The following is a 24,352-nucleotide window of genomic DNA, read 5'->3' as shown; positions in this document are numbered from 1 at the left end:
TGGATGAATGCAGGAGCCGCAGACGTCCGTTGGCGCCATCAGCCGTTTCAGCCAGGCAACCAGGGAATGGTTCCTCGGCGCTTTTTCCGAGCCCACGCCTGCGCAGGACGGCGCCTGGAATGCCATCTCTTCGGGTTCCCATGCCTTGGTCGTAGCGCCCACCGGATCCGGTAAAACGCTCGCCGCCTTCCTGTGGGCCCTGGACAGACTCCACGCAACCCCCACTGACACGCTCCCCGGGCTGGAGAGCGTGCCGGCGAACGGCAAGGGGCGGGCCAAGCGTCCGAAAACCAAAACACGCGTCCTCTATATCTCACCGCTCAAGGCGCTGGGTGTCGACGTCGAACGAAACCTCCGGTCACCGCTGATCGGCATCACGCAGACCGCCAAGCGCTTGGGATTGCCGGCACCACTGGTGACGGTGGGCGTTCGCTCCGGAGATACGACGGCGGCGGATCGCCGCACGCTGCTGACCAACCCTCCGGACATCCTCATCACCACCCCGGAATCCCTGTTCCTTATGCTGACGTCCCGTGCCCGGGAGACGCTCAGCGAAGTGGACACCATCATCATTGACGAAGTGCACGCCGTTGCGGGGACCAAGCGTGGGGCACACCTGGCTGTCTCCCTGGAGCGCTTGGATGCGTTGCTTCCCAAGCCCGCGCAGCGCATCGGGCTCTCTGCCACGGTCCAGCCCCGCGAGTTGGTGGCCCAGTTCCTGGCCGGCCAGGCTCCAGTGGAGATTGTCGCGCCGCCGTCAAAGAAGAACTGGAACCTCACGGTCACTGTGCCTGTGGAGGACATGTCGGACCTGCAGGGTGCTGCCGGAGCGTTCGATTCCGGCCCTGCGTCAGGGCTGCAACCGCAGGCGTCGATCTGGCCGCATGTGGAGGAACAGATCGTGGATCTGGTCCTGTCCAAGCAATCCACCATTGTCTTTGCAAACTCCCGACGCCTTTCGGAGCGCCTGACGGCCCGCTTGAATGAGATCTATGCCGAACGCCAGTTGATGGCAGTGGGAGGTGGGGAATGGGCGGCCCCCGAGTCCAACGCGGGCGAGCCCAACCCTGCCGTTCCGGCCTCCACGTCAACCCCCGCGCACATGATGGCCCAGGCAGGCAGTACCACCGGCGCGGATCCTGTCCTCGCCCGCGCCCACCACGGCTCGGTTTCCAAGGACCAGCGCGCCATGATCGAGGACGACCTCAAGTCGGGCAGGCTGCGTTGCGTCGTTGCCACGTCCTCCTTGGAACTGGGCATCGACATGGGTGCCGTGGACCTCGTGATCCAGGTGGAATCGCCGCCGTCGGTGGCCAGCGGACTGCAGCGCGTGGGACGTGCCGGCCACCAGGTGGGCGAGATCTCCGAAGGCGTGTTGTTCCCCAAGCACCGGGCTGACCTCCTGCACACCAGCGTCACCGTCGAGCGGATGCTCAGTGGCCAGATCGAGCGGCTGAGCATACCTACCAATCCTTTGGACATCCTGGCCCAGCAGACGGTCGCAGCCACGGCATTGGGAAGCATCGACGTCGAAGAGTGGTTCAGCACGGTGCGTCGTTCGGCGCCGTTCGCCAGCCTTCCACGCTCAGCGTTCGAGGCCACCTTGGACCTGCTGGCAGGCCGCTACCCCTCGGACGAATTTGCTGAGCTCCGGCCACGCATCATCTGGGATCGGCACGCAGGAACCATCGAAGGCCGGCCCGGCGCCCAACGCCTGGCGGTAACCTCCGGCGGTACCATCCCGGACCGTGGCCTCTTTGGCGTCTACATCATCGGCACAGAAGTTGAGGGCTCGTCCTCCCCGGCCAGTGCGGACGGCAGTGAACCCACGGCCTCTGCCCGCGCAGCGAAGGGCGGACGCCGCGTCGGCGAGCTTGACGAAGAGATGGTGTACGAGTCCCGGGTAGGCGACGTTTTCGCCCTCGGTGCCACCAGTTGGAAGATCGAGGACATCACCCACGATCGCGTGCTGGTCTCCCCCGCTTTCGGCCAGCCCGGGAAGCTTCCTTTCTGGAAGGGTGATTCCCTGGGCCGTCCTGTTGATTTGGGCAAAGCACTGGGCGCCTTCATCCGGGAACTCTCAGCTGCCGATGATGCCCCCGCCATGGAACGCTGCCAAGCCAGCGGCCTGGATGCCTTTGCCGCCAGCAACCTGCTGCAATACCTCCGGGAACAAAAGGAAGCCACGGAAATCGTTCCCAGTGACCGGACCCTGGTGGTGGAGCGTTTCCACGATGAACTCGGAGACTGGCGGGTGGTCCTGCACAGCCCCTTCGGCATGCCGGTCCACGCCCCATGGGCCCTCGCCGTCGGACAACGCCTGCAGCAACGCTACGGCCTGGATGGCTCGGCCATGGCCGCCGACGACGGGATTGTCCTCCGCGTGCCCATGATGGAAGACGAACCACCCGGAGCTGAGCTGTTCCTCTTCGACCCCGAAGAACTTGAACAGATTGTCACGGCAGAGGTCGGTGGCAGCGCACTGTTCGCCTCACGATTCCGCGAATGCGCCGCCAGGGCCCTGCTCCTCCCCCGGCAGAATCCCGCAAAGCGTCAACCCCTGTGGCAGCAACGGCAGCGCTCGGCCCAGTTGCTGGATGTCGCCCGGAAATACCCCTCTTTCCCCATCGTGCTCGAAACGGTGCGGGAATGCCTGCAGGATGTTTACGATCTGCCGGCGCTGAAAGACATCGCAGCATCCGTGGAGCGCCGCGAACTACGGATCGTGGAAACCACCACCCAGCAGCCCTCGCCTTTCGCAAAGTCACTCCTGTTCGGATACGTAGCCCAGTTCCTCTACGAGGGCGACTCCCCCTTGGCCGAGCGCCGGGCTGCCGCCCTGGCACTGGACTCGACGCTGCTCAACGAACTCCTGGGCCGCGTGGAACTGCGCGAACTCCTGGACGCCGCGGTCATCGACGCAACCGAAATGGAGCTGCAACGGCTTGCACCGGACCGCCGGGTCCGTGGGATGGAAGGAGTCGCCGACCTGCTGCGACTCCTCGGCCCACTCAGCATCGACGAGGTGGCCGAGCGGCTGCAAGGGATGGAACAGCCGGAGGCTTCACTGCAACCGGCCACGCTGGACCATCCGCTGGACCCCGACGATCCGGACCACGTTGAGGAAACACCTCCGGCCGCTCCCCACGGCACAGTGTTCGACGCCGAATCCCACCTCGCTGCGCTGCAGAAAGCCAACCGCGCACTCAAGGTGACAATCGGCGGCGTCGAACGCTTTGCTGCGGTGGAGGACGCGGCCCGGCTCCGCGACGCCATCGGTGTCCCGCTGCCCATGGGCGTTCCGCTGGCCTTCATCGAACCGGTCAGCGATCCCCTGGGCGATCTCGTTTCCCGCTACGCCCGCACCCATGGGCCCTTCACGGCCGCGGAGGCAGCGTCGAGGCTGGGGCTGGGCGTCGCTGTCGTCAATACCGCCCTGAAACGCCTGGCCGGGGATGGCCGCGTGGTGGAAGGCGAGTTCCGGCCGCACGCTGTGGCGGAGCAGCCCACCGAAGCCGTTGAACCGGAACTGATGACCCTTGATGCACCGCCCTCCAGCGAGTGGTGCGATGCCGAGGTCCTCAGGAAGCTCCGGCGCCGTTCCCTCGCCGCGCTGCGCGCCGAAGTGGAACCCGTGGACACAGCAGCCTACGGACGGTTCCTTCCTGCATGGCAGAACGTGACCACCCCCGGAAAGTCCCGCAGCCAGGCGCTCCGCGGACTCGACGGCATCATCACGGCCGTGGACCAGCTCTCCGGAGTACCCATTCCCGCGTCCGCCTGGGAACCGCTGGTGCTGGCGAGCCGCGTGGCTGACTACAAACCGGCCATGCTCGATGAACTGATGGCGGCCGGGGAACTCCTCTGGTCCGGGGCCGGGTCGCTGCCAGGAAACGACGGCTGGATCAGCCTGCACGTGGCCGATTCCGCAGAACTGACCCTCAACCCCGCACCTGACTTTGAACCGGGCGACGCACAGCAGCGGCTCCTGGAACACTTCAGCGCCGGAGGCGGCTACTTCTTCCGGCAACTTACCGAAGTGGCAGGCGGCATGGACGCAGTACTCAGCGACGACGCCGTCGTGACGGCCCTGTGGGACCTGGTGTGGGCCGGCCGCGTCACCGGCGATACCTTCGCCCCCGTGCGGGCCATGATCTCCGGCGGCAAGACAGCCCACCGGCAAGTTGCCAAGGCCCCCAGGGCGAGGACTCCGCGGATGAGCAGGCTTGGCCGCTCGCACGGGACCGGACTGCTGGGCTCGCCCGGTCTCACCGGCGGACGCTACGGCTCGGTTAGCGGCGGCGTTGCACCGGCACCACCCTCGGCTGTGGGCCGGTGGTCGGCGTTGCCTGCGCCCGAACTGGACCCCACCATCCATGCCCGGGGCACCGCTGAGCTGCTGCTGGACAGGTACGGTGTGGTGACCCGCGGTTCGGTCATGGCGGAGAACATCATCGGCGGCTTCGGCCTCATGTACAAAGTCCTTGCACGGCTCGAAGAAGCCGGGCGGTGCCGCCGCGGTTACTTCATCGAGCACCTCGGAGCGGCCCAGTTCGCCGTCCCCGCGACGGTGGACCGGCTGCGGTCATTCACCGAAGACGCCCGCATCTCCAAGGCGGAGCCCGTTGCCCTTGCACTGGCCGCAACCGATCCCGCGAACCCGTACGGTGCAGCGCTCCCTTGGCCGGCCCTGTCCGTCGACGCCGGGTCCGGCCACCGGCCCGGACGCAAGGCGGGGGCGCTGGTGGTCATGGTCGACGGCGCCCTGGTCCTTTACGTCGAACGCGGCGGCAAGACGCTGCTCACCTTCAACCAGGAAGAGCCCGTGTTGGCTGTTGCCGCCCAGGCGCTGGTTGATGTGGTGCGTCGTGGAGCCGTGGACAAGCTCTTCATGGAGAAGGTCAACGGCCACGACCTCCTGGACACCCCGATTGCCACTGCTTTGGCGTCCGCCGGGGCCTACTCCACTCCGAAGGGACTACGGATCCGTGCCTGAAGGCGATTCCATTTGGCGGGCCGCCAACCGGCTCAACGAGGCCTTGGCGGGCCAAGTCATCACAGCTTCCGACTTCCGCGTGCCCCGTTTCGCCACCCTCAACCTGACTGGCTGGACCATGACGGAAGTGGTCCCCAGGGGCAAGCACCTGCTCATGCGCTTGACCGGCCCCGTTGACGACGAGCCCGGTGCCAGCAGGAAACCCCGGGCACTGACCATCCACTCCCACCTCAAAATGGAGGGTAACTGGATGATTTACCCGCCGGGTGGTCGATGGACCAAGCCGGGCCACACGGCACGTTGCGTCCTTCGCACGGCAGTTGCCGACGCGGTCGGGTTCTCCCTGGGCATCCTGGAAGTCGTGCCCACCGCCGAGGAAGACAAGATCGTGGGACACCTCGGCCCCGACCTCCTGGGGCCGGACTGGGACGAGGAAGAAGCCCTGCGCAGGCTGAAGGCCGAGCCGGACGTTACGGTCGGCTTCGCCTTGCTGGACCAACGGAAACTGGCAGGGATCGGCAACATTTACCGCTGCGAGGCATGCTACCTTTCGGGCATCCACCCGGCCCTGTCTGTCGGAGAAGTCCCGGATCTGGCCAAGACCGTCACCGACGCCAAACGCCTCCTGGGCGAAAACCTTGGACCTGGCCGCCGGACCACTTTGGGCCCACGAGCCCTGCGTCCCGGCTACTGGGTTTACGGCCGGGAACGCCAACCCTGCAGGCGATGCGGCGCCACGATCCGCCGTGCCCTGCTGGCAGGACCGGACGGAACCGAAGAACGCGACATCTACTTCTGCCCGCGCTGCCAACCCGCTCCCTAGAAGCCGGCTGCCTGGAGACCAAGTCCCCCGAGACCGGCTCTTGCCAGCCCACTTCCCGGACACCTACCGTGAAACCGTGGCCCGGCCGGAGACGTCGGATTCGTCCCGGCCGGGCACAGCGGCAACCGCCGCGACGGCGCCGCGCCCCATGCAAACCGCGCCGACTACTCCAGGAAGCTCCCCAGCCGCCCCAGCAATAGTCGTCGGATCAGCGCTGGCTGCGCGTCGCCGTCGGACGTTTTCTACACCGTCCGCCACCATTTCTGGTTGGCGGACCCGGCGCAATCCCATAACTGCAGGCGTGAACCATTCGACCACGACCAGTCGGCTACGTCCACGCATTTGTTCGCCTGGGGGTTCACCAGATCTCCGGCAGAGTTCAGCACGAACTGCTGCGCGGCGTTTCCGTTGCACGCGGCCAGCTGGACGCGAGCGCCGTTACTGGTGGAACCCCAGGCCACGTCCATGCATTTGCCCAACGACTGCACCGTGCCGTTGGAAGCGAAGGTCCATTGTTCGGAGGCAGCCGCCTCACAGTCCCACAGTTGCAGCTGGGCACCGTCGGTGGCCTGGCGTCCGGCAACATCGATGCATTTGCCCGCGTAGCCCTGGATCCTGGCACTGGCGGGAGCCGCTGACGGAGCCGCAGCGAGCTCGTACACACGGACGTAGTCGACCAGGAGCGACTGCGGAAAAGTGGTGCCTGAATCCGGCGCTCCGGGCCAATAACCACCCACGGCCAGGTTCAGCAGCAGGAAGAAGTTGTGGTCGAATACCCATGGCCCGGGTGTGTTGGCCTTGGTCTTGTGTGAGTACGGGACCCCGTCGATGTACCAGGTGATTGAATCCGCCGCCCAATCCACGGTGAACGTGTGGAAAGCGTCCCCCAACGCGGCACCGTGCGGCAAGGTGTAGCTGGCGTTGGCGGCGTTTGCACCTGAATACCCGGGACCGTGGATGCTTCCCCACGTTGTCCCGGGTTCCTTGCCGACGTTTTCCATGACGTCGAGCTCGCCGCTGTTGGGCCAGCCATCAGTGAAAACGTTGTCGCCCAACATCCAGAACGCGGGCCACATTCCTTGTCCTTTGGGCAGTTTGAGCCGGGCTTCGAACCGGCCCTGGGTGCGGCTGAACTTCCCCGCCGTCAAGAGGCGCGCGGAGGTGTACTGACATGCCCCGTAATGGCATTGATTTCCGGCCGGGTTTTCCCGCCGCGCGGTGATGGCAAGGTTGCCTTGCCCGTCGGCGGCGGCGTTCCGCGTGCTGGCGGTGTAGTACTGGAGTTCGCCGTTACCCCACCCCGATCCCCCGGTGTCGTGGACCCATTTGGCGGAGTCGGGCGCTGTTCCGGCTGGTCCGTTGAATTCATCGCTCCACACCAACGCACCGGGAGCCGGCATGCCGGCCGCTGCCAGCGCCGGCGGTTCAGGAGCGATGAGTGTCGCTGAGACGGCCAGTCCGACGATGACCATCACCAAAGGCATGAGTCTTCGCTTCATGGTTGCCACTCTGACCGCCTTTTCGCCACGCACGCAAGGCTTTTTGTAGCGACACGCAAAACGTCACTGCGAGGAAATATTCCGCGCGAAATTACTTATCAAGTCCGTAACGGCGACGAAATGTGAGCGGGCGAGAGTGGGATAAGGACAGGTAAATTCCGTTCGCAACGTGTTTCCTTCCTCTGAGCATCGACGATGCATGCTCCAGGCGCGTCAGCCGTGTCTTCCCAACTTTCGCCTAGCGGCGTCCGGACAGACTGACGTGCCTTTGCCTTTTCCCCAGCAGTTACCCGGAGGCTAAAAATGGGCATTCGTAAGCAGATTTTGGTAAGGATCCTTGCCGTCCTGGTGGTTTCCTTTGGATTGATCTACATCAGTTGGCGCTGGTCGGGCACCGTTGCGTGGGACGCATGGTGGATTTCCCTGCCCCTCGTTGCGGCGGAAACGTACAGCCTGGGCGAATCGGCGTTGTACGCGGCTACCATGTGGAATGCACGACGGCGGCCGCCTCCCCCTCCTGCCCTGCCGGGCAGGACCGTGGACGTTTTCATCGCCACCTATAACGAGCCGCTCGACCTCGTCCTCAGGACGGCCATCGCGGCCAGGGACATGGAATATCCGCACGAAACGTGGATCCTGGACGATGGCGACCGCAGTGACTTCGCCACGGCAGCCCGGCAGATCGGCGTCGGATACATCAGGCGGGGCCCCGAATGGGATGGCCGGCAGCGGTTCGCCAAGGCAGGCAACGTCAATAATGCCCTCTCCATGACCACCGGTGAATTCGTGGCCATTCTGGACGCGGACCAAGTCCCGGAACCCCGGTTCCTGGACCGTGTCCTTGGCTACTTTGATGCCGGAGAGGTGGCGTTCGTCCAGACGCCGCAGCACTTTTGGAATGTTCCGGACCGTGATCCCCTGGGCAGCCAGGCGGAGCTGTTCTACGGACCTATCCAGCAAGGCAAGGACGGGTGGGATGCGGCGTTCTTCTGCGGTTCCAATGCTGTCCTGCGCAGGGAAGCCCTCATGGCCCTGGGCCTGACGCGTTACACCCGGACCGCCACCGAACACACGTGGAGCGCCCTGCGCAGGGGTCGCGCCCGGTTGCAGGATCTCCTTGGCGAGCTGGGCAGGCGGCATCCGGCGGCCATGCCGGTGGTTGAGCAGGCGCTGGAGGCGATCACCCGCGCGGAACATCAGGTCCGCAGGGGCGATGTCCTGGCGGAAATCACCTTCGAACTCCGCGTCTCCTTCCATGCTGCGGCGTTGGGGAACCCCGATGCCATGGACGATGTGGTGCCTGAACTTGATGCGGTGCTGGAATCGGTGGATGTGGCGCACACGGATCAGGCACTTGCCATCCACCCGATGGACACCACCACCATCACCGAAGACATGGCAACCGCCATGCACCTTCACGCCATGGGATGGGGAAGCGTCTACCACCATGAAGTGCTGGTGCACGGGCTGGCCCCGGAGGACGTGTCCACCATGTTGTCGCAGCGCCACCGCTGGGCAGCCGGCACCATGCAGGTGTTCTTCAAGGACAATCCGCTGTTCCTTCGCGGCCTGACGTTGGCACAGCGCCTCATGTACCTGGGCACCATGACCAGTTACCTCAACGGCTTCGCCGCCTTGAGCTACATTGCGGCGCCGGTGGTTTTCCTGGTCGCGGGAACCTACCCCCTCACGGCGAGCCCCGTGGTCTTCTTCTGTTTGTTCCTGCCGTTCTTCATTTCCTGCCAGCTGCTCTTCCAGGTGGCGGGCAACGGAGCCAAGGGTCTCTGGCGCGGCCAGCAGTGGTCCTTTGCTCTTTTCCCCACGTGGATCGCGGCGACGTGTTCCGGTGCGGCAGCCGTCTTTCTGGGCAAACACCTGGCGTTCTCGGTCACTGCCAAAAGCAAACAGGCCACTGGGCGCGGTTTCCAGCACGTCCGGCTCCAGATCGGGGCCATGGCCGTCCTGGTTTTGTGTTCGGGCATAGGGATAGCCAGGGCAGCGACCGGCGAAGCTCCCCTGTACCCCACCCTCATCACCCTTGTCTGGGTGGCCTTGGACCTGGCCCTTTTGAGTGTGGTGATCGGCGCCGCAAGGTACCGGGGTCCCGGAGATGACCTGAAGGATCCCATGCCCGTCCCCAGGGAACTCGTTGAGGTCCTCGGGCCGGATTCCGCTGGAGCCCCGCACAGCGCAGGACCACACACCTGAGCACCGCACATCACAACGCCGCACAGTGAGAGCTGACCGGCTACCTTTCCCCACGACCGCCGTTCCAACCCCCAGCCAGGAGCGACCACCATGTCCACACTTTCCCGCGTCCACAACATCATCCCCACATCACTGGCGCACGTCGACCTGACCCTAACCGGCGCTTTGAACGCGGCAACCGTTCAGGCCATCCGCCAGGACTCAGCCAAGGCAGCAACCGACGGGCCCGTGCTGGTCCTGCTCGACGTGACCGCAGTGACCACCATCGGCGCGTCCGGCGTCGTCGGTCTTCTGGAGGTGCTGCACTTCCTGCGCGCCCGCGGAGGAGATCTTCGCCTCTTCGGTAACTCCCTGGCGCTCGAAACCACCCGCCTCCAGGCCCATCTGGGGCAAGTCGCCCGTGTCTACGAGAACCGCGAGGAAGCCGTAGACGGTGGTCGGACACTCGTGCGTGCACGCCACCTCACGTCCAGGTTCGCCTGGCTCAACCTGTTCACCCGACGTCCACGCACTCTTGGTTGGGGCTGACATGGCCCGGACATTAGTGTCTCCGCCACGGCCGCCGCGCCAGAAGCCGGCTCCGCCTTCCTTCACTGGCCATCCTGACCGCAAACGGAGGCGTGCAAGCCTTCTTGTTCCCGTCCTGGTAACAGCACTGGCCGCCACCGGTTTGGGGTTCGCTTCCAGGGAAGTGGTCCCCATCGTCCAGGCGTTGTCCTTGTGCAAGGCCGCCGATGCGGCATCCATCATTCCCAAAGATGGCGTGCTTCTTGGGGTCAACCTGGATTGGGATTCAGAGACCTTGGCCGAACACCGCGCAAACCTCGGCCATGATCCCGCGGTGGTGGTCCAGTTCTCGGACATCCCCTACGACGACGAGACGTGGTCCCACACCACGAACGCCGTCACCCAGGTCCGGGCAACAGGCGGTGCGCTGCTCCTGACCCTTGAGCCGCACGGCGGCCTGGCGACCATGAGCGATGAGGTGATCGCGAAATTGGCCACAGACTTGCGGGCCATCAACGATCAGGGGACGCCCGTCGTCGTGCGTTTTGCGCATGAGATGAACGGCTCCTGGTACTCGTGGGGCCAGCAGCCGATCCACTACGTGGAGGTGTTCCGGAAGGTGGCGGCAGCCATTCATTCCCAAGCCCCCGGCACCTCCATGATGTGGGCGCCCAACTACGGCGGAGGCTATCCGTTCACGGGTGGCCAGTTCGCGGCCCGTCCGGGCACTCCGGATTTTGCCGCGCTGGACACCGACCACGATGGCACGCTCACGATGTCCGATGACACCTACGCTCCCTACTATCCGGGGGATGACGCCGTGGATTGGGTGGGGGTGTCGCTGTATCACTGGGGCAACCAGCGGCCTTGGGGCAACAACGACATTGCCGAACCGGGCAAGTTCCTGGCCATGCTCACGGGCACGTACAACGGCACAGCAGGTAACGACAGTGCCGTGCCGGATTTCTACCAGGTGTACGGTGTGGACCATAACCGCCCTGTGGCCATCCCGGAGACCGCAGCGATCTTCACTCCTGCCCGCAGCGGGGCCTCCGAGCTGGACGTCAAGCAGGCATGGTGGCGCCAGGTCTTCTCCGCCGAAACCCACCAAAAGTATCCGCAGTTGAAAATGATCAACTGGTTCGAGTGGAAGAAGTACGAGATCGAGATTAACGACGACGTCGACTGGAGGAGCGCAGGATCGCCCACCATCCGCGACGCGCTGGCCCGGGACCTGCCGGACTGGTTGCGCTACGGCGAGGACTTGGGGGCGTGCCGCTAGGCGGGAGGACCAGGCTCACGCAGCGGCTGCGGCCTCCACGGCTTCCGTGGGGGCCGTTGCCTTTGGCCGCTCCGGGACCATGAACTTCGGCAGCAGGACCTGCACGATCGGACCGATGGCCAGGGCGTAGACCACGGTGCCCACTCCCACGGAGCCGCCAAGCAGGAACCCCACAGCCAGGACCACTACTTCGATGCCGGTGCGGACCAGTCGCACGGACCACCCGGTGCGCCGGACAAGGCCCGTCATGAGCCCGTCACGCGCGCCGGGACCCAAACGGGCTCCGATGTAGCAGGCGGAGGCGATGCCGTTGAGGATCACGGCGCCGGCCAGCATGGCGATCTGCCCGCCGAGGTGCGAGAACGACGGGATAAGCCAGAGTCCAAGGTCTGCGAAGAGGCCCACCAGGACCGCGTTGGCGATGGTACCGATGCCGGGCATCTGCCGGAGTGGGATCCAGAGCAGGAGAACCAGGAAGCTGACCGCGATGACCACTACGCCGATGCTGAAGCCGGTCTTCTGGGACAGGCCTTGGTGGAACACATCCCAAGGGTCCAGCCCAAGGCCGGCCCGGATGAACATGGCCAGGGAAATGCCGTACATTGCCAGGCCGATCAGGAGTTGAGTGATTCTGCGGGTCATCATGTTCTCCATCCTCCAAGAAAACTGGCCTTGTATTCCATAGCCAGTTTGGAATACTGGTCTTATGGCTCCCTCACTGAATCCCACCGCCCTCCTCCGCCTCCTGGGGCAGTGGAACGCCGGCGTCCTGCCCGCCTACCGCGAGCTCGCCGACGTCGTGCGTTTACTCGTGATGGACGGTCGCATCCCGCTGGACGTCGCGCTGCCCAGCGAGCGGGCGCTGGCCCAGTCGCTGGGCGTCAGCCGCACCACCGTGACGGCCGCGTACGCGAGCCTCCGGGAACAAGGATTCCTCACGGCCGGGCAGGGCAGCCGCGGGCGGACCTGCATCCCCTTCCGCTCGACGCCGGCGAGCATGCCCGGCCTGGCCGCACCGGAGGGTATCCTCGACTTGGCCTACGCCTCCTTGCCCGCGGCGGGTGAAGCAGTACACCGGTCCTTCGCGGAAGCACTCACCGAGCTGCCGGCGCTCCTGCCGGGCTTCGGTTACGACGCCATGGGCGTAGCGGCCCTTCGCGAGGCGATCGCGGACAAATACTCGGCAGAAGGCGTGCCCACCACCCCTGACCAGATCCTTGTCACTTCCGGGGCGCAGCATGCGCTGAACATCGTGCTGCGGACCCTGGCGGGCAAGCAGGACCGGGTCATGGTGGAACACCCCAGCTACCCCAACGCACTGGATGCCATCCGTGCCGCAGGATGCCGGATCCTCCCGGTCGCCTTGCCTGCGGGAACCTCTCCGGCGTGGGACATCGACGCCATGGTGGCCATGATGAACCACCAGCGGCCCGCGATGGCCTACCTCGTTCCGGACTTCCACAACCCGACCGGGCGCATCATGTCCGATCTGCAGCGCCGGCGACTGGCCCGCGCGGCCGCGTCCGTGGGGACGGTGCTGGTTGTTGATGAGACGCTTCGCGGGTTAAACCTCGACGGCGTCCGCACGGCTCCGATGTCCGCCTTCAGTCCCGCCGTGGTTTCCATCGGCTCGCTCAGCAAGTCGCATTGGGCGGGCCTGCGGACCGGCTGGATCCGGGCGGACGAGGACCTCGTTGCCCGATTCATAGCGACCCGTACCGTCATGGATCTGGGTGGCCCCGTGGTTGAGCAACTGGCGGCGGCGCGCCTGATCAGGTCGTTCTCCGATCCCCTGGACGCACGCCTCGAGGAGCTGCGCCATAACCGGGAATCACTGTTGCGACTCCTGGGGCAGCAATTGCCCGAGTGGGAGGTGGAAACGCCCAAGGGTGGATTGACTGCTTGGTGCCGGCTGCCGAGTCCATGCAGCACCGCCCTGACGGTATTGGCACCTGACTTCGGCGTGCGCCTGGCCGCCGGTCCGCGCTTCGGCGTGGGAGGCGCGTTCGAGCACTACCTGCGCGTGCCCTACACCTTGCCCCCGGCTCAGTTGGAGATTGCCGTCGGTGCGCTCCGCGCCGCCCAGGACAGGCTCGACGCAACACCCCAGCTCCGCCGCACGCTCAAGACCGGGCCGGCCACCGCCGTCGCGGTCGCCTAGTGCCCCGCGCGGGTTGCTGAACCCATCCGCTGCTTGGCCGTGTTCGTGCCGGGGCCGATGGGAACCTGCGTTGTCGCCTTGGCCAGGCCGAACAGCGGCATGCCGTTGTACACCACTTCGATGCCGGACGCGGGAACCTGGTACGTCTCGTGCCAAACGCCAACGTCGCCGCTGCCCGCGATCTCCTTCATGAACTTCCGCCAGGGCCCAAGGTGGGGCGAGTCCCGGTCCGCCGCGAACCGCCGCAGGTGTTCCGGGCTTTCCCAGTAGCTCAGGATGATGGTGGTGCGCCCAAACCACTGTTCGCTCCCGAGCAGGCCGGCGTCAGGGTTGGTGGCGAGGTGTTGCATCATGGCGGGCATGGCCGAGGCAACCTTGGCTACCTGGCCCATCTTCCACCACTTGTTGGCCCGCATGCCGATGAGGAAGACCGTGACGTCGCTGCGGCCGATGTCCGCGGTGAAGCGGCCGGGAAAGACTTTTTGTGCCATGACATTCCTTCGCTTTGTGGACTCTCAGGTCCGGTTTCATAACAACGTTATGAAACGATGTTATGAAACAATGGAAGGCATGGCAAGACCCATCGTTCATGACCATCTGGTCCAGCAAAGACTCCTGACCGTCACGGCCGAACTCGTCGACCGCGAGGGCCCCGCCCGCGTCACCCTGCGCGACGTCGCCACGGCAGCGGAAACGTCAACCTCGGCCATCTACTCGCTTTTCGGCGGCAAGGCCCAGCTGCTGCAGGCAGCCATCGACGACGGCTTCCGCTCCTTTGGTGAATCCCAGCGCCAGGCGGCTCCGGGCGGCCTGCTGGACCTTGGCCGGGCTTACCGGACCTGGGCCCTGGACCACCCGGCGCTGTATCGACTGATGTTCGGCGGCGCGCTCGCGGCGTACGTCGAATGCACTCCGACGCCGGAAGTCGCCTCCGACTCGATGCTTCCCCTGGTGGAGGCGGTCACCTCCGCGCAGGAAGCGGGAAGGCTCCGGGCCGGAGACCCTACGGTGGTGTCTATGGCTATCTGGGGCCAGGTCCACGGCCTGGTGGGCCTGGAACTGGCCCGGATGAATGCGCCGGAAACCGACTGGGCCGGCATTTACGAAGCCGCCCTGGAATCGGTGGCCCGCGCCTGGGCCCCCTAATCCCCGGACAGGGGAACCCAGGCACCCAGGCAGGGGAACCCTACGCGTACACCTTCTCCAGGAAGGCACCCCAGGTTTTCGCGGTCAGCTCCGCATCTCCGGAACCACTGAAATCGTGCACGGTCATCCCCACCGGGGCCCCGAAAACGTTGCGGCCGAAGAACCGGTACATGGCATCCGCCGTCCGCAGGCCGAGGAAGTTCTCATCAGAGAAGTCCACCTCGCCGCTCAGCCGCCCAACGCCGTCGAGCTCCAGGTCAACAGCAGTCCCGGCAGCGGTGCCGTCGACTCCCAGGGCCTTCTTCAATTGCACGAAACCATCCGGCACCTGCGACGCCGCCAGCGCCTGGATGTCCGTGAACGTCACCGGCTTGCCGTCGAAGTACTGCAGGTACTGGCCCAGGGTGTGCAGGTAGAAGCGGGTGTGCTTGCTGGCGCCGTCGTATTGCTCATCCCAGTTGTCGGCGAAAATCCCGCTGTGGACGTAGTGCAGCTTGGCGCGGCCACCTTCCAACGGCTCAAGGACGTGTTCCAACTGGTTGAACCAGCCGTCGGGGCCCTCCATCCGCGACACCAAATGAGTGGGGTGCTCCTCCACCGTTTTCTCCGCGGGCCACTGGTCCGTGGGGAACATCCAGGCCGCTGTGTCGGCAGTGACGGCGTTCCAGACGCGTTCGGGCGTGCCGGGCAGCTCGGTGTCCGCCACGATTTCGAATTTACGGTTGTCAGTCATTGCTTTGGTCCTTATCTGCCGGTTTTTCCGTTTGCGAGGGGGTCTTCAGTGCGGGGTGGAGGACGACGACGAGCCGGTGCTTGCGCCCGCCGCCCGCCACCGCGGCAGCACCGCCGTCGTGGTACTTGTCCACGAGGCGCGTCACCGCCACCCCAAGTTCTTCAGCGAACGCCGCGCGTTCAGCGGCGGAGCGGAAAGTGATTTCGCCGTCGATGGCAAAGCTGGCCAGCTTCTTCCTTGCCAGGGCCGCACCGGAGATGAGCTTGCCCATCTCCTGGACGGTGCGGGAGGCGAGCGCCAACAGCCAGAACGCCGAGAAGTGGTCGGAGAACCGCCGCGGGTCCGGCGCGACGGAAGCCAGGGCAACGGGCGAGATCAGGTAGGAGGCCGCCGTTGCGCGCAGGACCCGTTCCGTGACGTTGCCTTTGCGCCGCTCCTCCACCAGTTCCACCAAGCCGTGGCGTTCCAGGGCCTTGAGGTGGTAGTTCACCTTTTGGCGGGGCAGCCCGACTTTGGCAGCCAGTTGCGTGGCCGACGCCGGCTCGACGAGTTCCCGGAGGATCCGCGTCCGGATGGGGTCCAGCGAAGCTTCCGCCGCCGCCGGGTCCTCAATCACTTCGATGTCCAACATGCTTACAGTATGGCAACCGACAACTTTTATTGTCAAGAACTTTTTTATGTTCGGAAGCTGCATCTGTTGTGGGGCCTTGTCTGCGCGCTTTCAGCCACGAATTGGACGCAAAGCAGGCCTCACAACGCAGGCAAAGTAGAATTGCCCGGTGATGCAATCCCCCCTCCCCGTGCGCGACGGCGTGAACGCGACCCGCCTCCGCCTCCCGGACGAGGGGCCCTGGGTCACCGCGATGGACTACATGATGCACCGCTGGGGACACATCGACCCCCAGGGCATCGAGGACCGGTTCGATGCCGGCGAAATCGTGGGCGAAGGCGGCGTACCGCTGACCCGCAGCACCAAGCTGGAGGACCACACCTTCATCTGGTACTACCGCACCCTGCCCCCGGAAACCCGGCTGCCCGTGGAGATCAGCATCCTCCACCAGGACGAGCACATCCTCGTGGTGGACAAACCGCACTTCCTCCCCACCACCCCCGGCGGAACCTACATCCAGGAATCCGCCCTGGTCCGGCTGCGGAACCTGCTGGATCTCCCGGACCTCATCCCCATGCACCGGCTGGATCGCATGACTGCCGGCCTGCTCCTGCTCTCCACCAACCCGGAGACGCGCGGCAAGTACCAGGTCCTCTTCGAGAAGCGCCAGGTCCGGAAGGAATACGAGTGCGTGTCCGCCGCGACACCTGCCGCAGGTTTTCCCGCCGTCGAATTTCCCGCCACCGTCCGCAACCGCATGACCAAGTCCCGCAGCTACCTGCTGGCCGAAGTCATCGACGGCGAACCGAACGCGGAAACGCGGATAGAGCAGGTAAGGACGTTCGACGCCGGCCCCCGGCAGCACGCGCTGTACCGGCTGGAGCCGCACACCGGCAAGACACACCAATTGCGGGTACACATGGCTTCGCTCGGACTGGGCATCGTCAATGACGCCTTCTATCCGGACCTGCTGGACAAAGCCCCGGACGACTACAGCAAGCCGCTCCAACTCCTGGCACGCGGCATCACCTTCGTGGACCCCATCACCAAGCAGCCCGTGGAATACCGGAGCCAGCTGGAACTCAGCGAAGCCCACCCCTCTTAAAGCAACCCAAGGTGGCCGGCGTCAGGCGTCGAACACGGACCGGAAGACTGCCGTCGTGTCCTCGGAGAACAGCACGAACTCCACCAACTCCAGCGGACCAGCGGCCGTATCGCGTTCCGCTGGCGACGACGCAAACGACCCGACGGCGTCGAACGCCACCTCGGCAACCTGATGGGCGTCCCACCCATAGATTCCGGCGCTGATCGCAGGGAAGGCGACGGACCGGGCACCAAGTCCGACCGCCACCTTCAGGCTTTCGCGGAAGCAGGATCCAAGCAATGCCGGATCAGTTTCTCCGGCATGCCGGTTGGGGCCCACCGTGTGGATGACCCAACGTGCCGGAAGCCGGAAGCCAGGCGTCGCGACAGCCGCGCCAACCGGCAGCCCGCCGGGCAATTCCGCGTGCCTCAGCCCCCGGCACGCATCAAGCAGGTCCGGACCGGCGGCCCGGTGAATGGCCCCATCCACTCCCCCTCCACCGAGCAGCGACGAATTGGCTGCATTGACGATTGCGTCCACTGAACGCGTTGTGATGTCACCGTGCAGGATGTCGATGCGCATGCCCACAGTCTCGCGCCCGCGCGGCGGGGTCGGCAAGTGCGGTACCTTGTGCCCATGGACATCACTGCCCCGGAGACATGGGGATCCGCTATCTACCTGTGGATCGTCCCCATTGTGCTGGGCGATGCCATCTTCCCGCCCATCCCCTCCGAAATGGTGGTCATCACCGGTGGAGCGCTCGCAGCCGATGGACACGCCAACTTCTGGCTGATTCTTTTCCTGGCCGCTTTCGCATCCTGGCTCGGGGACATGGCGGTCTTCCTTCTGTTCAAACGGCGGATCAGCCATGTCCTGGACCGCTGGTCATGGGGCCGCCGGGTCCACCGCGGAATCCACGAGGCCATCGCCAAAGCCGGCCGCTCCTCCACCTACGGGACAATTATCGGCGCGCGCTTCATCCCCGGCGGCCGGCTCGCGACGTCGGCCGCAGCAGGAATTGCCAACGTTTCGGTCCGCGGATTCGGATTGTGTGCAAGCCTGGGCGGAGTCCTGTGGGCTGTGTGGCAGGTGGGTCTGGGCTACTTCACCGGTTCCACCACCAAGCTGCCGTTTTGGGCCAGCTCGCTCATCGGCGTTGGTGTGGGCCTGGTGATCGGCGTGGTTGTTGGCCTGATCGTCACGCGGCGGCGCGGGACCCGCTCCCCCGTGGACGAACCTTTCGACGGCGACGCTCCCGGCGACGTAGCGCGGCCCGAAGAGGGCCTGCAGCCCTAGACAGGCGACCAGCGGCCCCGGTTCCGGCGCAGCACGTACAGGCTGCCGGTCACCGCAACACGCTCGACGGCGTCACGCATCATCGCAGCCGAACTCCGGGCTTCGTCGTTCTCACCCGAATAGTCCCTGGCATCCACCATGAAACGAAGGCTGATCTGCGGGACGCCGCCAACGATATCCAGCTGGTTCGCTTCAACGTGGTGGCGGGTTTCCAAGGCTTCGACCGCTGCGGCCATGACGGACTCCGGAGCGTTGCCCGGTTTGAGGCCAGTGATCTTCAACTTGGTCTGGAACGACGGCATCCCACCACCCTAACGCCCTCCCGTGGCCCGCTTAAGCAGGAATGCTCCCCCACCAGGAAGTGAGGGAGCATTCCGGTCCGGCGGCCGCCTAGCCCGTGTTGCGCAGGCCGGCTGCCACGCCATTGACCGTGATGAGCATGGCCCGCTGAAGCCGCTCGTCGATCTCGGCGCCGGAGACCGACTCCTCGCGCACGCGGCGGAGAAGTTCCACCTGCAGGTAGCTGATCGGATCCAGGTACTGGTCGCGGATTTCCAGGGAACGCTTCAGCGTCGGCTGGGCGTCCAGCAACTCCATCTCGCCGGTGAGCCGTTCAACCTCAGCCACGGTGAGTTCGTACTCGTCACGGATCATGTGGAACAAGCGGTGCAGTTCCTCAGGGACCAAGGAGGAAACGTAGTGCCCCGCAATCTCCATGTCCGTCTTGGCCAAGGTCATTTCCACGTTCGAAATAACTGAACGGAAGAAGTGCCAACGGTCCATCATTTCAACGAGTTGTCCGGTGTTCCCGGCCTCGCGCGCAGCCTTCAACCCTGAGCCCACACCGAACCAGCCCGGAACGATCTGCCGGGACTGCGTCCACCCGAAGACCCACGGAATGGCACGGAGCCCGCCGAGTCCTGCCCCGGAATCCGGACGCTTGGAAGGACGTGATCCGATGTTCAGGGACCCCAGCTGCTCCACCGGGGTGGAGGCGAGGAAGTAGGCAGGAAGGTCGGGATCGTCGATGAGCTTGCGGTACCGGGCAAACGCGGCGTCGGAGATGGTCTCCATGACGTTGGCGTAGCGCTCGCGCTCGTCTTCGGAGGTACGCGGAGTGCGGTGGAGCGCCGAACCCTGCATCACCGCCGCCAGGGACAGTTCAAGGTTCTCGCGGGCCAGTTCAGGAAGCGAGTACTTGTCCGAGATGACCTCGCCCTGCTCGGTGAACTTGATCTCTCCTTCGAGCACACCGTTCGGCTGGGCCATGATGGCGTCGTAGGTAGGTCCGCCACCACGGCCAACCGAACCGCCGCGGCCGTGGAACAAGCGCACCCGCACGCCATGCTTCGCAGCAATGTCTCGCAGCTTGCGCTGGGTCTTGTGGATCTCCCACTGGCTGGTCATCACACCGGACTCCTTATTGGAATCCGAGTACCCGAGCATGACTTCCTGGATGTCGCCGCGGAGGCGGACAAGTTCGCGGTACGAAGGATCGGACAGCAACTGGTCCACGATCTCCGCCGAAGCACGCAGCTCTTCCACGGTTTCCAGCAGCGGAGCAAAACCGATCTTGGCGTGGGGCTTGGCTCCGAAGAGGTCGAACAAGCCGGCCTCGCGGGCCAGCACAGCTGCGGCCAGGACGTCGTCCGCGCCTCGGGTCATGGAGATGATGTAGGTTTCCACCACGTCCGGGCCATAGGTGTGCAGTGCTTGGCGGATGCTCCGGAAAACGTCGTACGTGCCATCTGCCGTGCCCTCGAGCTTGATCGGGTGGCCGGAGAGGGGCCGGCGTGACGCGAGCTCCGCACCGAGAAACGCGAACCGTTCCTCGCGGGTCAGCTCGCCGTACGGCTTTTCGGTACCGAGGCGGTCCACAAGCTGTCCGACGGCGTCATGGTGGTAGTCGGCGTGCTCACGGATGTCCAGGGTGGCCAGGTGGAGGCCGAAGGCGGCGATGGCCCGGCGAACGCGCGCCAGGGCACCATCGGCCACCAGCCCGGCCGAGTGGTTCCGCAGGGAATCCTCGAGCAAGCCGAACTCTGCCAGCAGCTCGGACGTGGTGGCGTAATCGCGGCCCGGTTGGTGGTGCGTGGAACCGGAAACCCGGCGGCCCGTGTTGATCAGCTTCGCTTTGATGCAGGTCAGCTTGAGCCGGTACGGCTCCTGCGCGTTCAGTTCAAGGATGCGCTTGTCCAGGCCCGGCAGGTTCTTCAGGTCCTCGGTGATGGAATCAAGGAGCGCTTGGTCGGCACCGAAAAGGGCCGTGGAGTTGGACAGGACCGAAATGAGCTCATCGATCAGGGCAATGCTGATCCGCACGGCATTCTGGTTCTGGAGCTGCAGGATCTCGCGGGTCACGGCAGCCGTCACATTCGGATTGCCGTCGCGGTCTCCACCAATCCAGGAACCAAAACGAAGAGGGGCAGCCGCTGCGGGCAGCTTCACGCCGTGTTCCTCGAGGAGCTCGGACAGATCAGTCAGCATCTCCGGCATCGCGTCGGTGAGGATGCTGTTCAGGTAGTAGATGGCATTGCGCGCTTCATCCACCGGAGTGGGGCGCACTTGGCGGAGTTCATCCGTCTGCCACATCTGGTCGATGATTTCGGCAAGCTGGCGGTCCTGGCGGCGCCTCGCCGAGGTGCCTTCCTCCGTAGCTTCGGCCAGGACATCAGAGAGCTTGCGGACCTTGTCCAGCACAGAACGCCGCGAAGCCTCCGTGGGGTGCGCCGTGAAGATGGGACGCACATCGAGTTCATTGATGACGTCCTGGAGAACCTGCGGGCCTGCCTGCCCGGCGATCTCGGACACGGCCTTGGCCAGCCAGCCATCCTTTTCCTGACGGGTGCGGAGTCCCCGGACGCGGTGCACTTGCTCGGCCGCATTGCTGAGGTGGAAATAGAACGCAAAGGCGCGGACCAGATCCGTCGCCTGGTCCAGTGGCAGGGAGGCGAGCAACTCGCGGACCTGGGCTACGACGTCGTGCGCGCTCCATGGACCCGTCGCATCCGCGCCGCCCCGCGCGGCTTCCTTCGATTCCTTGGTCAGCAGACGCACCTGCTCCACGAGCTGGAGCAATTCCGGACCGTGCTGCCGAACCAGCGACTCCCCCAGAAGAGTCGAAACGCGACGCACGTCGGCCCGCAGTTCTGCAGCGAGGTCGGTGTCTTGATGGGCAGTGTGAACCATGGATACATACCTTCGGGGTCAGGTTTGGCCCGTACACTGCGCTGGATACTGTGAGCCGGATTACTGTTGTTTCCTACGGGATCTTACCCGGCCCCGACCCCAGCAAAGAATGCGTCTCAAAATTTGGCACGGGCTTCTCCTCCCGGCCGTAACGCACTATGCCGGGCTCCGCGACGGCCACCGGGTCCCAACCCGGTTGGTTCGAGCTCGTTCCAGCCAGCCTGCCGGACTGCAATCAGTCACACGGCTCCCCGGAGCATCTGCCCGGCCGCGTACTGCCTCATGGCGCGCTCCAGGAGCTCGGGCGCATAGGCACTGTTGGCACCAAAGCGGGCATTGACTTCCACAACCACAGGGCGCCCGTCGGGCATTCGACGGATGTCGATGGCAGCGGCGCCCGTGAGCCCCAAAGCCTCAGTCGCTGCCGCTGCCGTCCTGGCCACGTCCGGTGCCATCGACGCTTCCAGTCTCTTGAGCGGGGCCACGTTGTCCGGACGTCCGCGGGTGAGCTTGGATTTCTCCAGGACCACCACAAGGGTGTCGTGGTCATGGCTTGCTCCATCTCTGTGAACCATTGACGCGTATCCGGTTCCGGAGGCACAGCGTTGAACAAGCCAGGAGTCATCCAGGGAACGCCAAAACCGTTCGGCGTTCCGGCCGCCGTCGCTGTGTCTTTTCAACACCCGCGCCTCCCGGCCACCACGCGAAACCCTTGGCTTCACCACCAGGCATCCGCCCATCCTGGCCATGGCCTCGTTAACGGAGCTGAAGTCCCCCGGCAACCCGAAATCGGGAACTCCCACCCCCGCGGTGGCAAGGCATCCCATCGTCAGGTATTTGTCGTGCGCGATGGACATCGGAGCCGGATCGGCGATCAGCACCTCCACCCCTGGCGCGAAACCTTCCCGGGCAACCGAGGCGGTGAGCAGCTCCGCGTTCACCGTAGGGATGACCAACTCGATCCCGTGGGCCGCCACGAGTCCGCGCAGCTCCCACAAATACGCCGGTGCGTCGACTGGCGAAACCACTGCCAAAGCATCTGCCGCCGAAGCGTGGACCCGCCGCATGTCAACGCCCAAAACCCAGTGTCCTTGGTCCCGCAACTGACGGGACAAAGAAAGCCCGGCCGAACCGCCAACACCTGTCACCAACACCCGCACCATCGCAACTCCCCTCAGTACTCGCAGGCAAAGTTGGCCGGCGTGAGCCCCGTGCCGCTGAGGGAGTACCTGAGCACTCCGCCGGTATTGGGCACTTTGGGGGCGGACTCCAGATGGAAGTGGAGGTCGCTCCTCTGGACTGAATCCGTTACACAGGAGACAGCATTGGAACTTGCTGCCGAACACGACCAACCATCAGGAGCCGCAACGGACCTGGCTTGGATCAGGTCACCGTTTTCCAGCGCAATGACGACTTTGCCGTTACCCAGGGGTTGTGTGCCTGACGCGGTGAAAGCGATGTCCCAGCTTGAAATGCTGGAAGTCTTCGCGCCGTTCCGATCCGTCGTAGTGACCCATTTCGCTGAACCGCCGACAACGGCCAGCGACGTCGAAGGCGGCTTGGGCGCGGTGGCGGCGGACGGCGTCGCCACCGGAGCAGGCGTCGCCACCGGTTCAGGGGAAGTGACGGGTACCGGTTGCTCTTCCACGGGAGCAGGGGCAGGTGTGGGCGCGGTAGTGGGTGTAGGTGGGAGCGGGGGTATGAAGGGCCATGGACTGGGATCCACATGCACAGCGCCGGTTTCAAGGGCCCGGGGCTCCAATGAAGCATCGGGCGAAATGAGGTCGACGATTCCCACGGCACCGAGCACCAATCCAACGGCGGCAGCAGTGGAGAGGGCCATGACCGCCGGCTGCGCAAGCGCAGGTACGGCAAGGAAACCCTTGACCGGCAGAATCCCGCCCAGCATCCCAAGTCCGGCACCTTTCCCCACCCATGCTGCAAGCGGGATGCCCGTGATCAGGGGCAGAAGCACGGCACGCATGGTTCCTTGGACATCGTTCAGCTCGGCGAGGGCTGCCGTACATTCTGCACAGCCGCGCAAGTGTCCGCGGACTTTGGCCTCGGCACCGCTGGAGAGGCCGCCGCGAATGAAGTAGCCGAGCTTCGTGACAAACTCCGCGCAGGCGCCCTCGGCTTTTTCGTCAAGGTGGAACTGCAGGTACTGTCTCCGCAGACCTTCACGGGCTCGTACAGCCAAAGCGGAAACGGCGTTGGCCGACACTCCCAGTATTGGCGCAACAGCCGCCGGTTTCATGCGTTCAACGTCCAGGTACCACAGGACTGCCTGCCACCGTTCCGGCAATGAGCGGAACGCCCGGGCCACCGTGCTCGACTCGAAAGCCTGGACGGCGGCATCGGGCTCGGCCATGGTCTGGTCCAGCACCGAATCATCCCCGCTGGGAACAACCCTGCTGCTCTTACGATTCTGCTGATGCGACAACCGGGTCACCGTGGACAACAGATATGCCCGGAAGAATGTGTCCGGGCCTTTGCCGGCCACCAGGCTCTGAAGAACTGATTGGAAGGCCTCGGCCACGACATCTTCAGCATCGCTCGGATTGTCCACATTGCGCTTGGCAACGGTGGAGGCAATGGCTACGTGCCGCTCATACAGGTGGTTAAAGGCCGACATATCCCCGCTGCGGACCAGCTCAATCAGATGTCCATCGTCGTTGACTCCGCGGTTTGATTTGTTGCTCGAGCGTGACCGCCGTGCCATCTAAGCGCCCCCAAAACGTAATGAACCCTGCCCATACATATGAAGTGGGGGTCGCCCGGGAGTCGTGACGCGAATTTGTCCACAATGTTTACCAAC

General features: G+C 64.9%; 19 protein-coding genes. 9 read left to right on the top strand and 10 right to left on the bottom strand.

What is annotated here, in order from left to right:
* Positions 1–7: 7 nt before the first annotated feature.
* Positions 8–4,996: an Lhr family ATP-dependent helicase gene (locus JMY29_RS03475; protein WP_189076141.1), complete on the top strand. Its 4,989-nt coding sequence runs from the start codon at positions 8–10 to the stop codon at positions 4,994–4,996.
* Positions 4,989–5,819, top strand: a complete 831-nt coding sequence (locus JMY29_RS03470; RefSeq protein WP_189076142.1) for an Fpg/Nei family DNA glycosylase — start codon at positions 4,989–4,991, stop codon at positions 5,817–5,819. The genes JMY29_RS03475 and JMY29_RS03470 overlap by 8 nt, the downstream gene beginning before the upstream one ends.
* A 242-nt stretch (positions 5,820–6,061) precedes the next feature.
* On the opposite strand, the gene JMY29_RS03465 is transcribed toward JMY29_RS03470, so the two are convergent.
* Entirely contained in the window at positions 6,062–7,318 is a 1,257-nt protein-coding gene (locus tag JMY29_RS03465; protein ID WP_189076143.1) for a glycoside hydrolase family 16 protein, read from the bottom strand.
* Between the two features lie 303 nt (positions 7,319–7,621).
* Between JMY29_RS03465 and JMY29_RS03460 the strand changes: the two genes are divergently transcribed.
* The 3 genes from JMY29_RS03460 (at position 7,622) to JMY29_RS03450 (ending at position 11,315) form a co-directional block, all read left to right on the top strand.
* Positions 7,622–9,526, top strand: a complete 1,905-nt coding sequence (locus JMY29_RS03460) for a glycosyltransferase family 2 protein (RefSeq protein ID WP_189076144.1) — start codon at positions 7,622–7,624, stop codon at positions 9,524–9,526.
* Positions 9,527–9,616: 90 nt separating this feature from the next.
* Positions 9,617–10,054, top strand: coding sequence for an STAS domain-containing protein (locus tag JMY29_RS03455; protein ID WP_189076145.1), 438 nt, complete (start codon positions 9,617–9,619; stop codon positions 10,052–10,054).
* 1 nt (position 10,055) lies between these two features.
* On the top strand, positions 10,056–11,315 hold the full coding sequence (locus tag JMY29_RS03450; RefSeq protein ID WP_189076146.1) for a glycoside hydrolase family 26 protein: 1,260 nt from the start codon (positions 10,056–10,058) through the stop codon (positions 11,313–11,315).
* A 15-nt stretch (positions 11,316–11,330) separates the two neighbouring features.
* Here the strand turns inward: JMY29_RS03450 and yczE are convergent, their stop codons facing one another.
* Entirely contained in the window at positions 11,331–11,960 is a 630-nt protein-coding gene (gene yczE, locus JMY29_RS03445) for a membrane protein YczE (RefSeq protein ID WP_026267203.1), read from the bottom strand.
* Positions 11,961–12,021: 61 nt separating this feature from the next.
* Here yczE and yczR point away from each other — a divergent pair, with 61 nt between their 5' ends.
* Positions 12,022–13,476, top strand: a complete 1,455-nt coding sequence (gene yczR, locus JMY29_RS03440; RefSeq protein ID WP_189076147.1) for a MocR-like transcription factor YczR — start codon at positions 12,022–12,024, stop codon at positions 13,474–13,476.
* On the opposite strand, the gene JMY29_RS03435 is transcribed toward yczR, so the two are convergent.
* Positions 13,473–13,967 carry a DUF4188 domain-containing protein gene (locus JMY29_RS03435; protein ID WP_189076148.1) on the bottom strand — a complete coding sequence of 165 codons (495 nt, stop codon included), beginning with the start codon at positions 13,965–13,967 and terminating at the stop codon, positions 13,473–13,475. The genes yczR and JMY29_RS03435 overlap by 4 nt on opposite strands.
* A 79-nt stretch (positions 13,968–14,046) precedes the next feature.
* Here JMY29_RS03435 and JMY29_RS03430 point away from each other — a divergent pair, with 79 nt between their 5' ends.
* Positions 14,047–14,622 (top strand): TetR/AcrR family transcriptional regulator, encoded by a 576-nt coding sequence (locus tag JMY29_RS03430; protein ID WP_229778625.1) that lies wholly within the window; start codon positions 14,047–14,049, stop codon positions 14,620–14,622.
* 40 nt (positions 14,623–14,662) lie between these two features.
* Here JMY29_RS03430 and JMY29_RS03425 read toward each other — a convergent pair whose 3' ends face one another.
* Positions 14,663–15,355: an SRPBCC family protein gene (locus JMY29_RS03425; protein ID WP_189076150.1), complete on the bottom strand. Its 693-nt coding sequence runs from the start codon at positions 15,353–15,355 to the stop codon at positions 14,663–14,665.
* Positions 15,348–15,986: an ArsR/SmtB family transcription factor gene (locus JMY29_RS03420; protein ID WP_189076151.1), complete on the bottom strand. Its 639-nt coding sequence runs from the start codon at positions 15,984–15,986 to the stop codon at positions 15,348–15,350. The genes JMY29_RS03425 and JMY29_RS03420 overlap by 8 nt, the downstream gene beginning before the upstream one ends.
* 151 nt (positions 15,987–16,137) lie before the next feature.
* Between JMY29_RS03420 and JMY29_RS03415 the strand changes: the two genes are divergently transcribed.
* Positions 16,138–17,070, top strand: a complete 933-nt coding sequence (locus tag JMY29_RS03415; protein WP_039239687.1) for an RluA family pseudouridine synthase — start codon at positions 16,138–16,140, stop codon at positions 17,068–17,070.
* Between the two features lie 21 nt (positions 17,071–17,091).
* On the opposite strand, the gene JMY29_RS03410 is transcribed toward JMY29_RS03415, so the two are convergent.
* Positions 17,092–17,631 carry an O-acetyl-ADP-ribose deacetylase gene (locus JMY29_RS03410; RefSeq protein ID WP_189076152.1) on the bottom strand — a complete coding sequence of 180 codons (540 nt, stop codon included), beginning with the start codon at positions 17,629–17,631 and terminating at the stop codon, positions 17,092–17,094.
* A gap of 54 nt (positions 17,632–17,685) precedes the next feature.
* On the opposite strand from JMY29_RS03410, the gene JMY29_RS03405 reads away from it, so the two are divergent.
* A complete protein-coding gene (locus tag JMY29_RS03405) occupies positions 17,686–18,345 on the top strand; it encodes a DedA family protein (protein WP_035733737.1) in 660 nt (219 codons plus the stop codon).
* On the opposite strand, the gene JMY29_RS03400 is transcribed toward JMY29_RS03405, so the two are convergent.
* The 4 genes from JMY29_RS03400 to JMY29_RS03385 form a co-directional block, all read right to left on the bottom strand.
* Positions 18,342–18,647 carry a hypothetical protein gene (locus JMY29_RS03400; protein ID WP_189076153.1) on the bottom strand — a complete coding sequence of 102 codons (306 nt, stop codon included), beginning with the start codon at positions 18,645–18,647 and terminating at the stop codon, positions 18,342–18,344. The genes JMY29_RS03405 and JMY29_RS03400 overlap by 4 nt on opposite strands.
* Before the next feature lie 88 nt (positions 18,648–18,735).
* Positions 18,736–21,534, bottom strand: coding sequence for a phosphoenolpyruvate carboxylase (gene ppc, locus JMY29_RS03395; protein WP_110504971.1), 2,799 nt, complete (start codon positions 21,532–21,534; stop codon positions 18,736–18,738).
* A 239-nt stretch (positions 21,535–21,773) separates the two neighbouring features.
* Positions 21,774–22,697, bottom strand: coding sequence for an ATP-grasp domain-containing protein (locus JMY29_RS03390; RefSeq protein ID WP_189076154.1), 924 nt, complete (start codon positions 22,695–22,697; stop codon positions 21,774–21,776).
* Between the two features lie 11 nt (positions 22,698–22,708).
* Positions 22,709–24,256, bottom strand: coding sequence for a sigma-70 family RNA polymerase sigma factor (locus tag JMY29_RS03385; protein WP_189076155.1), 1,548 nt, complete (start codon positions 24,254–24,256; stop codon positions 22,709–22,711).
* Between the last annotated feature and the right edge of the window lie 96 nt (positions 24,257–24,352).

The sequence above is a fragment of the Paenarthrobacter nicotinovorans genome (assembly GCF_021919345.1).
Lineage (GTDB): Bacteria > Actinomycetota > Actinomycetes > Actinomycetales > Micrococcaceae > Arthrobacter > Arthrobacter nicotinovorans.
This window is presented reverse-complemented; position numbering and strand designations above follow the sequence as displayed.